The organism is Bacillus sp. 7884-1, assembly GCF_002272245.1.
Taxonomy (GTDB): Bacteria; Bacillota; Bacilli; order Bacillales; family Cytobacillaceae; genus Neobacillus.
In genome coordinates, this window is sequence record NZ_NPDD01000293.1 from 1 (window position 1) to 12,482 (window position 12,482).

The 12,482-nt window shown below is 43.2% G+C and carries 7 protein-coding genes; 2 read left to right on the plus strand and 5 right to left on the minus strand.

The annotated features are described in order from the left end of the window. Nucleotides 1-153: 153 nt before the first annotated feature. Nucleotides 154-525 carry an aminoacyl-tRNA hydrolase gene (locus CHI06_RS28275; protein ID WP_257009498.1) on the plus strand — a complete coding sequence of 124 codons (372 nt, stop codon included), beginning with the start codon at nucleotides 154-156 and terminating at the stop codon, nucleotides 523-525. A gap of 61 nt (nucleotides 526-586) precedes the next feature. On the opposite strand, the gene CHI06_RS28280 is transcribed toward CHI06_RS28275, so the two are convergent. The 4 genes from CHI06_RS28280 to CHI06_RS28295 form a co-directional block, all read right to left on the minus strand. Continuing rightward, on the minus strand, nucleotides 587-1,303 hold the full coding sequence (locus CHI06_RS28280; protein ID WP_095251960.1) for a LutC/YkgG family protein: 717 nt from the start codon (nucleotides 1,301-1,303) through the stop codon (nucleotides 587-589). After that, nucleotides 1,300-2,730: a LutB/LldF family L-lactate oxidation iron-sulfur protein gene (locus CHI06_RS28285; protein ID WP_095251961.1), complete on the minus strand. Its 1,431-nt coding sequence runs from the start codon at nucleotides 2,728-2,730 to the stop codon at nucleotides 1,300-1,302. The genes CHI06_RS28280 and CHI06_RS28285 overlap by 4 nt, the downstream gene beginning before the upstream one ends. A 34-nt stretch (nucleotides 2,731-2,764) precedes the next feature. After that, nucleotides 2,765-3,481 carry a (Fe-S)-binding protein gene (locus CHI06_RS28290; protein WP_095251962.1) on the minus strand — a complete coding sequence of 239 codons (717 nt, stop codon included), beginning with the start codon at nucleotides 3,479-3,481 and terminating at the stop codon, nucleotides 2,765-2,767. A gap of 244 nt (nucleotides 3,482-3,725) precedes the next feature. After that, nucleotides 3,726-4,451: a FadR/GntR family transcriptional regulator gene (locus CHI06_RS28295; RefSeq protein WP_095251963.1), complete on the minus strand. Its 726-nt coding sequence runs from the start codon at nucleotides 4,449-4,451 to the stop codon at nucleotides 3,726-3,728. A gap of 216 nt (nucleotides 4,452-4,667) precedes the next feature. On the opposite strand from CHI06_RS28295, the gene CHI06_RS28300 reads away from it, so the two are divergent. Further along, nucleotides 4,668-6,362, plus strand: coding sequence for an L-lactate permease (locus CHI06_RS28300; protein ID WP_095251964.1), 1,695 nt, complete (start codon nucleotides 4,668-4,670; stop codon nucleotides 6,360-6,362). Nucleotides 6,363-6,530: 168 nt separating this feature from the next. Here CHI06_RS28300 and CHI06_RS28305 read toward each other — a convergent pair whose 3' ends face one another. Then, a complete protein-coding gene (locus CHI06_RS28305) occupies nucleotides 6,531-12,104 on the minus strand; it encodes a pullulanase (RefSeq protein ID WP_095251965.1) in 5,574 nt (1,857 codons plus the stop codon). Nucleotides 12,105-12,482 lie beyond the last annotated feature (378 nt).

Sequence of the window (12,482 nt, forward strand, 5' to 3'; positions counted from 1 at the left end):
CTGCTGGTCACCCGTGAAGTGTGAAGTTTGAAAGAGAGTATTGGAACAATCTTAAAGGCAGGGGTTTCTAACATCTTGGTGTGTGTGAAAGTTAGTTTTCCTAAAGAAGGATAGATTGTATTATAGAAAGATAACAATTATAAAGGACTGATCATGAAGATGGATAAACGAGATCTGGTTCAATATTTTATTGTAAATCAAGATTTAATCATGTCGAAGGGGAAAACAGCAGCACAAGTGGCTCATGCTGCAACTCTCAGTACGATAAACCTGATGTCATCACAATCAGCTTGTTCGGAAAGGCTTGATGACTTTGTTGAATGGGTACAGACGGGAATGAAGAAAATTATTTTGAAGGGTAACCAAGCACAGCTTGAAAAGTTAGAAAAAAGAGGATTTTTCAGTATTCGTGATAGTGGATTAACCGAGATTAAATCAGGTTCTTTGACCGTTATAGCACTTCCGCCGATGGAAAAATTTGAAGCGAAAGAAATGGTTGGGCACCTAACTCTTCTGAAAAACTGAGGACCATGGGGACGGTTCTGCCGGCTTTTTTGCCAGCAGAACCGTCCCCATGGTCACATGGTCACATATCATCGACTATGATATAGGTTGCTTTTATGGGTCCATGCACGCCAACGACTAGGATCATTTCGATGTCTGCTGAGTTGCTTGGTCCTGTGATGAAGTTGATGCAGGAGGCGATTTGTTCGCCGTTTTTTACTTTTTCATTTATGATACGGGCCGCTTGTGTCATGCGGGGAACGATGCTGCTTTTCGGGATAATAATGATGGAAGTGGCCGGTAAAAAGCTGACGGTTCTTCCTTTATCCTTGCTGCTAAAGAGAACCGCTGTGCCTGATTCTGCCAGTGTCACATCACTAATTGTAATTCCGACATTTGCAGCCTCGGCCATCGCGATATTTTCTTCGCCTTTTGTATGATCCCAAATATGAAGATCAATCCCCTCTTGAGGCCATTCTTCCTTCATTACTTTTTCGAGGCCAAATCGAGAAAAGCGCTCATCTTTCCATGTGACAATGGGTCCGCCGCCATAGTGGTTTACCACTTCTTTTAATGAGTCCGATAGCTTGGCCGTTGAGGTCATAACAAAATTCGTATGAATATTTTTACATTGTTCCCGTAACACATCCACAAGCTCATCTTGTGTGGCGCCTTTTAGAACTTCATCTTGGGGATGAAATTTCCAGACAGGTCTTTCTATTTCTTTTTTCTGGTCACGGCCTAGTGAGCTGGCGATTTTTCCTAAAAAAGCCTCGCGATTCTGTATGGTACCGGTCATGATGGATTCCCTCCTTGTGGACGATTTTTAAACCAATCACGGAATCTTTCTTTATTTGGTGCAGGGAAATCTCTTGAATCTGTCCATGCTTTTAATGGTCCCGGACCTTTTGAGATTTTATCATCCTTCGTAAATGGTGACATTACCGGTCCTGCTAGTTTTGAACCAAATTTATAAAGAGCAGGAGAGGATGCACCAAACCCGAATGCCTTCATCAAAAGCTTTTCAGATATCGGAGCTCGTCCTTCTTTTTCCACGATGACTTGGCGATGTTTATGAAGAAGCTGATGCAGCGGAATCTTCACCGGACATGCCTCTGTACAGGCCCCGCATAAAGTAGAGGCATAGGGTAACTCTTTATAATCATCATATCCGCCTAGTAACGGTGAAAGCACCGCACCGACAGGACCAGAATAGATGGAGCCGTATGAATGTCCGCCGACATGCCGATAAACGGGACATACATTTACACAGGCTGCACATCGGATACATTGGAGAATCGATTGGAATTCTCCGCCAAGAATGTCCGATCTGCCGTTATCGACAATAACAAGATGAAACTCTTCTGGTCCGTCGACATCGCCTTCCTCTTTCGGGCCAGTTAACGTGGTGATATAGCTCGTCAGTTTCTGCCCTACGGCACTTCTCGTTAATAAACTAACAAGGACTTCCATCTCTTCAAAGGTAGGAACCAGTCTTTCCATTCCCATAACGGTGATTTGTGTTTTCGGTAAAGCGCATACCAAATCGGCATTTCCTTCATTTGTCACGAGGGTAATCGAGCCGGTTTCAGCAATGGCAAAGTTACATCCTGTGATTCCGATATCAGCTGTCAAATATTCTTGACGCAGTTTTTCACGCGCATGTAAAGCGAGCTCTTCTGGTTTTTCTGTCTGTTGATATCCATGCTTCTCTTTAAAAACATCGCGGATTTGCTCCTTATTTTTGTGGAGCGCAGGAACAACAATGTGAGAAGGGGGCTCATGGTCATCCACTTGCAAAATGTATTCTCCTAGATCGGTTTCAATCACTTCACAGCCTATTTGCTCAAGACCCGCATTTAGATTGATTTCTTCCGTCACCATCGACTTTGATTTTACGATCTTTTTAGCGTTTTTCTTTTCCGCGACATTCTTAATATACTCCGTTGCTTCTTCAGCAGTTTGCGCAAAGAAGACATGTCCTCCACGCTTCGCGACATTCTCACTTAGCTGATATAAATAATAGTCTAGGTTTTCTAGTACATGCTGGCGGATTTCTTCCCCGTGTGAACGCCAATCCTCCCAGTTTCCTAACTCTTCGGCTGCACTCAAACGACGTGATTGAAAACGTCCTTGTGCACTCGAGACCGCTCCACGCATGAAGGAATCGTGCAGCCCTTTATCAACGCGATCCGTAAACTTATCTTCGCTTGTTTTCATCGACATTGGTCATCCCCCTTTTTATCGTGTTATCTATTTTTCATCGGCTATTTAGGACTTCTGCAATATGCATGACTTTAATTGGCATACCTTTTCGATCAATGCGTCCGCCAATATTCATTAAGCATCCAGCATCTGCCCCAATTAAAATATCTGCTCCGGTTTCTTCAACTGTACAAGCCTTTTCATCGACCATTTGCTCTGAAATATTCCCCATTTTAACGGAGAAGGTACCTCCGAATCCGCAGCATCTCTCTTTACCTGGCAGCTCGGTAAAGTTTAATCCCTTTACATGACTTAAAAGGCGCATCGGTGCTTGTTTGACTCCCAATAATCTTGTCATATGACAGGAGGTGTGGAAGGTTGCTTTTCCTTCTAATGATGCACCCACATCTTCGACTTTTAACACATCGACGATAAATTCCGTGAATTCATAGGTTTTATCCGCTAGGGCTTGCGCTTTTGGCTCCCAAACAGGATCGCCCTTAAAAATGTGAGGGTATTCTTTAAACATATAAGCACAGGAACCTGCTGGAGAAACGACATACTCCGCATGTTCAAAGGTAGTAATCATACTTTTCATTGCTTCTTTTGATTCTTTTACGTAGCCGCTGTTATAAGCAGGCTGGCCGCAGCAAATTTGTGATTCTGGAAAATCAATTTCACATCCGAGTCTTTCTAGTACTTCCACTGTTGCTTTTCCAACATCACCTTGAAACATATCTACTAAACAAGTAGCAAAAAGGGTGACTTTCATTTTTCTCGCTCCCTTAATCTTATTTCTTTTACCTTATTCTCATTATGTCCTTTTCAATCAACAGGTCATCTGATGACCTGAATACAATAAACCATATCTAATATTTAATACTATAACAAATATTCGAATAGTTGAAAGTGTTTGCATTTATTTTTTTAAAAAAAATGTTTAACTCCAGGGCTTTTCGAAAAAAATACAGAGCCTTCAAATCGTATGAAGGCTTTCATCGATTTATTTGTTTGAATTACTTTTCCGCACTTTCAAAAAAATACATTTTCAAGACATTGTCGACATTTTCGAGATGTTCAATCATTGCCATCCGGGCCATTTCTTCGTTCCCTTCTAAAATGGCATGATAGATTTTAGCATGTTCTTTTACTAAATTTTCCGTCGACGTTTGTTTGGAGAACAACCATAAACGCCTTGTTTCTTTCATCGTTTCGATCATAAGCTCTGAAACTTGATCGAGTAAAGTGGATAATAGGGGATTGCCGGCTGCAGCAGATACCGCTAAGTGAAAGCGAAAGTCTGCTTTCTCACCTAGCTCTTCATCGCCTTGAACCCGCTTCATTTCTTCAAGAGCCTCGGCCATCGCTTCTAAATTTTCTTTACTTCGATTTTTTGCTGCTAAAGCAGCTGTGCCCGTTTCAATGATTTTTCTGACTTCTAAAAGATGGGCTACATCCTTTTTATTCATAAGGATGGCGGTTGATAGGGGAAAGGTCATTTGCTTTGCATCAAATTCTTTAATAAACGTTCCTTCTCCTTGCTTCATTTCGACTAATCCCATTGCTTTCAAAGCGGATAGTGCTTCACGTATAGCTGACCTGCTTACTTGAAAGTTTTCTGCCAGCTGCTGCACAGATTCAAGTTTACTCCTAGGCGGCAATTGTCCGGTTCGAATCATTTCATGCAGCGCTTCGGTCACTTCCTCATATATTTTTTTAGGTTTAATTTTTTTATATTCCAAGCCGATGCACCTCATTGGTTCGATTGATATTTATATTATACACCATATGAGAATTTTATTTTTTCAAAAAACATTCACAAAATTGTTGAAAAAAGTTCACATAGAAAATATAATTACAAACATGCAGTCATCTGATGACCATATCTACTGATTAATTAAAAATGAAACCGATTACTTTTGCAAGTGTAAGAGACTAATATCAAAGGGGGAGCTATTTTGACATTTACACAAAATTTTAGTGTGGTTGGCAATAGTCTTACTTGGTCAGCTATCATTGCGCTGATTCCAATACTTTATTTTTTCTGGGCTTTGGCCATTAAGAAAATGAAAGGGTATGTGGCGGGATTAACCACGTTACTCATTGCATTGATTCTTGTGGTAACGTTTTACAAGATGCCGGTTGAAACCGCTGTAATGTCCGCGGTTCAAGGTGGTGTGTATGGGTTAACACCGATTGGCTGGATTATTATTACTTCTGTTTTTCTATATAAAATTACGGTGAAAACAGGACAATTCGATATTATTCGCAGTTCTGTCTTATCCATTACAGAAGATCGACGCTTACAGGCATTACTAATCGCCTTTTCGTTTGGTGCCTTTCTTGAAGGGGCAGCAGGCTTTGGGGCACCAGTAGCCATTTCCGCTGCCTTATTAGTGGGGCTTGGATTTAATCCTTTATATGCAGCAGGTCTTTGTTTAATTGCGAATACAGCACCTGTTGCATTTGGCGCCATTGGGATTCCGATTACGGCCATGGAAGGACCTACAGGAATTCCAGCCATGGAAATTTCAAAAATGGTCGGGCGTCAATTACCATTCCTTTCAGTTTTTATTCCTTTTTATCTGATTGTGATGATGGCAGGTTTTAAAAAAGCATGGGAAGTCATTCCAGCCATATTGGTTTCAGGTTTATCATTCGCTGTAACCCAATATTTAAGCTCAAATTTCATAGGACCCGAATTGCCGGATATTCTTTCTGCTTTAGTTTCTTTATTTGCATTAGCGATTTTCTTAAAGTTCTGGAAGCCAAAAACCATTTTCCGTTTTTCTTCAGAAGAAGAGATGGCAGCGACCGTGGCAGTGAACGCTCCAAAAAAGATAGAAACTACCCATACCGGCGGTCAGGTATTTAAAGCATGGTCTCCATTTTTAGTATTAACGGCATTTATTTCTTTATGGGGAATTCCAGTGGTCAAACAAGCGATAACTGGGCATTATGAGGGTGCAAATGTAATTCTAAAAGGAGTCAATGCTCTAGGACATGCTCTTACCTTTATGCCAGAAGTGCCTTTCCTGCATGAAAAAGTCATTAACGGTTCATCTGGTGAAGCGATCGCTGCGGTTTTCAAGCTTGAAATTCTAGGAGGGGCTGGGACAGCCATCCTTTTAGCCTCGATTGTGACGAAATTTATCCTTGGAATGTCATGGCGTGATTGGGCAATCACGTTAGGAGAAACCATCAATGAAATCAAATATCCGCTCTTAACGATTTGTGCCGTTGTTGGATATGCCTATATTACAAATTCTTCTGGAATGAGTACAACGCTGGGAATGGTTTTAGCGAAAACAGGGGCATTGTTCCCGTTCTTCTCGCCAGTATTAGGTTGGCTTGGGGTATTCATTACCGGCTCCGATACCTCTGCTAATCTGTTATTTGCTAAACTGCAACAGGTGACATCGACATCGATTGGGATGGATCCGGTATTAGCGCTTGCCGCTAACTCATCGGGCGGGGTAACAGGTAAGATGATTTCCCCACAATCGATTGCCGTTGCTTGTGCTGCGGTTGGATTAGCAGGAAAGGAATCAGACTTATTGCGCTTTACCGTCAAACATAGTCTCTTCTTATTACTGCTCGTGTGTATCATCACCTACCTGCAAAGTAATGTATTTTCATGGATGATTCCTTAAAATCTTAAGCCATGACCAAGGGGACGGTTCTTGTGGTCCACATTAATATCATTAAAGACCATGGGAACCGTCCCCTTGGACACCCCCCTTGGACACCCTTGGACACTTGGACAACAAATAGAGACCATGCTAAAAGCATGGTCTCTATTTGTTTATATTAGCTTTGTCCTATTTACCGTTACCAGTCTTGCCGCCCACTTTGATTACTATTGTTGTTAATGGGTCAATGGTCAGGGCTCCATTCTTAAGTGTGTAGCCTGACTTTTTGGAAACTGGGGTTGCGCCTGCTTCGTCACTGTCGACGACTACTTTGCCTTTAGAGAGGTTATGTTCTCCAAGTGTCAACGTGCGTGCTTCAGTATCGGCATTGACGAACACATAGTAGGTTCCAGTATTGTCAGTGGAAACAGCTTTGTACGCTAGAACAAGGTCTGTATCCTTAATTTCAGGAAGGTCAAGCAGATTTACATTTTGGTTAACCAGCTGTTGGTCGCCCAAACGGAAAGCATTTGTTGATTTCCTTAGTTCAATCAATCCTTGAGTAAAATCGCGCGTCTCTGTATTGATTGGATATTGTTTTTTATTCACAGCCTTCTGCCAGTCAAACATATTGATGGCATCGGATGAATCGTAAGAATCGTGAATAAAGTATCCAAATGAGCTTCCTTGTGCATCTTTGAGTTCATGGTATTTCTGTTCCGGTACACCTTCACCAAGCCATTGCTTTGTCCGGCCGTATTCTTGTCCTGCGTGCAGGAAGGCGGTACCCTGTGAAGTTAGAATCAGGGAATTTCCAATGCGGATACGCTTATGGATTTCCAGGTTGTTTTCCGGAATAGAAGGATCCTTTTTAATCGATTGTGCGATGACATCATAAAGTGTCATGTTGTCGTGCGCCTCAATGTATTGAACCATATCACCAGGGTCATCCTCAGAAGTGTTGGACGGCTGGCCCTTAATGTTGTTAAAAATGGTATCGATGCTTCTTGCTCCGCCTGTGATGAATCTAGGTTCGCCTTCTGAACCGAAGCCAGATTTCAATTCATTGCGGATTTCATCAGAGAATACTCCGACATTGTCCGTCTTGTCCATCCAATCCTGGTCCGCTCCCATTCCTTTTAGTTCAGGCTCGCCGATATGGCCGGCAAATGTCCTCCAGCCTTCACCGATGAACAGGGCATTTGGATTGATGGAAGCTGCGGCATCATAAGCATTTTGGATAGAAGGATAGGTAGCATCGCCCATCATGTCAAACCTCATGCCATCGATTTTATACTCATCAAACCAGTATTTTACGGAGTCGACCATCAGCTTTTCGGCCATTTTATGGCTGGTTGCCAGGTTGTTTCCGAAACCGCCTAGGAAGTTGCCCTTATCGTCTTGGAATGCATAGTAGTTTGGAACAATGTCATTTAACATGCTTGATTTTGCCATATGCGTGTAAACCACATCAAGGACAACACCCATTCCGGCATCATGGATGGCATCAATCAGTTCTTTCAGCTCTTTCACGCGCTTTTCAGGATTCGTTGGATCCTCTGAATAGGCGCCATCTGGAGAGAAGTAGCTATGGGGGTCATAGCCCCAGTTGTATTCATTTCCTCCGGCAGAGTAGTTAAGCTCTCGCTGTCCCATCTTGGTTTCGTCCCCATAATACCACGCCATTACCGGAAGCAGTTGAACGTGGGTGATGCCCATTTTCTTCAGATAATCGAGTTTATCAATGAAGGCTTTGTAGGATCCCCATCTTGCATTCAAATCCCCTTCAATGGACGGGTCGGAAGTGAAGTCACGAATATGTGCCTCGTAGATGATGGCATCTTCGCGTTTTTCATACCCTTTGATTTTTGCAAAGTCAAAGCCTTCAGGGTCAGTGCCACTCAGGTCAACAATCGCCGCCTTGCCGACACTATCTCCATCAGGACCAGCTTCACCTTTCGTATTGACAGTAAAGGCTGCCATTGACTTGGCATACGGGTCAAGAACTTTATTTGTTACTCCATCATTTGTCACTTCATATTGGTAAAAATAACCCTCTAAATCAGCTATATTTAGGTCACGTGGGGCAACATCAGCAGACCAAACCCCTTTTTCACCTTTTGTCAGCTCAATGCGGCCGATTTGCTCAGCTGCATTCTTCTTATTGAAAAAGTTTGCCACGACCTTGCTTGCTCTTGGAGCCCATAGTTTAAGGGTAACAGCGCCGTCTTTATAGGTTGCGCCAAGGTCATTTTTTTCATATCCGTACATAGAGTCAAGCATTCTCCAGCCCGTAGTGGCTGATACGGTCCGGCCAGCATACGTTACGGATAATGGAAGTTTATCAATGTCGAAGGCTGCGGTTACTTTTGCAGAAGCGGCTCCAGTAATTTCAACCGATTCAATGGCTACAGTCCCGCCGTCAGCATCCTTGATTTCAAGGGCGTCTTTCAAGCTGTCTGGTGTCAGACCTTCTGTCATCGTAAAACCAAGCAGAATACTATTTTCAGAGATGACTTCTGCTTTCGTGATTCCGGTTGCCTGCTCCCAATAAGGTGAGATGTAGACATTGTTGTCACCTTGTTTGATCCAAAGGTGATTATATTTGTCGAGCAGGTTGAAGGATTTGTCTCCAGCGTCTTTACCAGCATCGCCTTTGGTTACATCCATCACAAGGAAGCCAAGGGTTTTTGCCCCTTGTGCAAGCTTCACGTCAACATACGCGCCATAGCGGTCTGTGCCGGAGAATGGGGAGGCTCCGGTCGGCCAGTTAGCAGATGGTGATGCAACATCACCCCAGAGCCATGCGCCGAAATTTTCATAATCGCTGTTGTCACGAACATAATGGATGCGGACCGTGTTTTCCGGCAAATCTACTGGCTCATAGTTGTAGACGTTGTCCGATCCTTGCTTGATCCAGATTTCGTTCATTTCTGGAGATGTAAAGGTGAATCCCTTATCTCCGCCGTCTTTACCAGCATCGCCCTTGGTTATATCCATAAGGAGGAATCCAATGTTTTTCGCGCCTTCCTTAAGCGGTACATCAATATAGGCACCGTAGCTGTCTGTTTTTTCAAACATAGTCGCTCCAACTGGCCAGTTGGCAGAAGGGGAGGCTACATCATTCCACAGCCAAGCACCGTAATTTTTATAATTACCATCTGTACGGTTGTAGTGAATACGGAGGTGGTTCGCAGGAACGGGTTCAACACTTCCACCACCATCTTCACTGTCCGCAGCTGCTGCAGCTGTGATACTGCCGTTTTCAACGGTAAGCAGGACTGTACCGCCGTCTGCTTTTGCAGGAATGGTTACTGTGACCTTGCCATTTGCTGAAACTGTGTAAGTCTCGTTTGAATAATGATCTGTTACAACAGCGTCTTGGGAATCCAATGTAAAAGTAACTTCCTTGGCGCTGTCTGCAATGTTTAAGCCGACATAGGCTGCTTCGTTTTCGTATTTCCTTGCAAAAACTAAGAACTTGTCGCTGTCAGAGCCGCCGATTGTCAAGCGTTCACCTTTGGCAAACACCTCTGAATGATCAGCTCTAAAGTTCAAGACCTTCGTATAGTGTTGTAGTACATCATTGTTTTCTACCTGATTCCAGGCAAGGTCATAGCGGTTGTCATACTGCGGATAGTTGTTGGCGCCGCTTTGGCCAAGCTCTTCACCGTAATAGATGACCGGCTGGCCCTTTGCTGTTGCCTGCAGGGATGCAGCCAGCTTCAGCTTGCCTTTGTCATTTCCTTCTTTGTAGAGGAATCCATCTTCGTCATGGCTTCCCAGGAATTGGCCGAGAGTGGCCGTATTATCTATTTTTCCGTTGCGGGCAATCAGGGCATCGTTTGCCGACTTTAGGCTGCCGTTAACAAAATTGTGGGAGATGTCTTTAAAACCAAAGTCAAGCAGGGAATCCATCATTCCTGACTCGAGATATCCGCCGTTTTGATCAGCACTTCCGCCCCAGAATTCACCAATCATTTTGTGCTCTGGCATGATTTTGGTAAGTTCATTTTTAAAGGCCATCAAGGTAGCATCTTCCACGTGTTTTACCGTATCGACACGGAAATAGTCGATAGTATTTCCATTCGCTGTTCTAGATTTTTCAATCCAGTCTGTTTGCCAGTCAATGATCGTTTGGCGGACGGCTGGATCTTCGGTTTTTAAATCCGGAAGGCCTGCGAGCTCACCAACAACCTCATCGGTTCCAACATTAGAACCTTGGCGTAGAAGGGAGCTGAACCGGGAGCGGTCTTCATCAGTTGGGTAGCCTGCTGGAGGATTTGCCACAGTCCCATCAATCTCTTTTAATCCATAACCTGTGTGATTTAATACTACGTCGACCATAATTTTAATACCACGTTCATGGGCGTCGTCAATCAGTTGATGGAAATCTTCCATACTACCAAAGTGAGGATTCAATTGTCCAAAATTGTTTGCCCAGTAGCCGTGGTAAGCGTAGTAGGAATGTCCTTCTGAGTTGTTATAACGAGCATCGTACTTAATGTTGTCCACGATTGGGCTGATCCAGATGGTGTTGACACCAAGCTTGTCCAAGTAATCCAACTTTTCAGTGATGCCTTTGAAGTCTCCTCCCTGGTAGGTTCCACGGTCGTTTTTCGCATCGTAATTCTGATTATAAGGGTCGTTGTTTGTTGAATCGCCATCAAAGAACCGGTCTGTCAGCATGAAGTAGATGATGCTTTCATCCCAGTCAAAATCATTTTCCCCAACGGCCTGGCGGGCTTTCACCTCTACTGAAGCTGAACTGCTATAGTAGTTTCCATAGGAATCAATCACCGTAAGAGGAATTGTTTTTGTTCCTGCTGTGATATGGTCGTCCACGGCAATACTGATTTCTTTTAACGCCGGGTCAATCTCAAGCTGCTCAGCTCCTCCAAGGGATGAGATGTCTGCAAACATTTTGTTGACTTTCAGTTCATTCGTCAGTCCGTGTACATCGACAGTCAGAACAGCGTTTTGATTATAGTCAATTACTGCAGGCTGAACGGTACCTGAAACTGTTAGATTAGCTTTCTGGAAATCTATCACTGAAACGCCGTTAACAGTGTTGTAAGGGTCACTTACTTCTTCCGTTGTGCCATCTTTTTTTGTCACGAGGTAAGAATATTCGTTTTTGCCATTCGGAATGTTGTTGTATGTCACTACAAATCTCTCATTCTCTGGTTCAAACGTCATCGGAGTTGTTTTTCCATCAAATTTTAATTCTACTTTTTCGATGGTGTCCATACCATCGTTTGCAAAAAGCAGTTTATCGCGATAATAGAACGTCGCATTTCCCTGATCGATAACAGGGGCGGATCCATCAGGAACGATACGGATTTGCTCCACTCCACTTGTGATGTAAGCTTTGGTAATCGAGTCATTCTTATTAACAGGAATGAAACGGTCGCCAAATTCCTTTTGTGCGGTATTCCAGTCATACGTGCTGCGAAGTACAAAGCCTATTTGGGTAGTTTCGGAGCTTACGGGAATCGTAGCAGTGGCATGGTTATCTTGATAGGAATCAAAATTAACCTGACCATCGCTGACGCCAGTATTCCAAGTCCAAATGTTCCAATCGCCAAATGTCTTATCGTCACGAATGTACGTGAAACGAATCTCGCGATTGGTTGAAGCGGTTGTCTCCGCCATAGTCTCGGCTGCAAAAGCTTCCTGGCTCGGGATATAAGGGATCCACAAGCTCAAAAGCATAACTGCAGTCATGATGATGGAGAAAGTCCTTTTTGTGGTTTTTCTCATTGGCACAATTACCCCCTTTTAAATTTTGAAATAGGGAAGTATAAGAGCGTTTTTGCTGCAAGTCAGTTGCTGTAAAGGTCTGTTTACTCTTAGAATTACCCTAGTTGCGCAATCGTTTGCACAAAAGTGAAAAAAAAGAAACGCTTTGTTATGCGATCTTCCATAAAGAATCGATGGACAGGAAGCCCTTCTAATGAAGAAATTCCCCGTCTATTAATCTCTAAATAGAAATCGCTTACAAATAAGCGAAACACAATATGCAAACGATTGCATTTTCAATATACAATAAATTCTGTCAAACTACAAGGACCATGGGGACGGTTCGAGACCGCTGAAAAACTAACGTTTTTTTACCTCGTTTTTTTGTTAGATAGCTAA

Bases quoted from the DNA above. Each gene is read 5' to 3' on its own strand.
- CHI06_RS28305 (WP_095251965.1), bottom strand. From the start codon at position 12,104: ATGAGAAAAACCACAAAAAGGACTTTCTCCATCATCATGACTGCAGTT.
- CHI06_RS28285 (WP_095251961.1), bottom strand. From the start codon at position 2,730: ATGTCGATGAAAACAAGCGAAGATAAGTTTACGGATCGCGTTGATAAA.
- CHI06_RS28290 (WP_095251962.1), bottom strand. From the start codon at position 3,481: ATGAAAGTCACCCTTTTTGCTACTTGTTTAGTAGATATGTTTCAAGGT.
- CHI06_RS28280 (WP_095251960.1), bottom strand. From the start codon at position 1,303: ATGACCGGTACCATACAGAATCGCGAGGCTTTTTTAGGAAAAATCGCC.
- CHI06_RS28275 (WP_257009498.1), top strand. From the start codon at position 154: ATGAAGATGGATAAACGAGATCTGGTTCAATATTTTATTGTAAATCAA.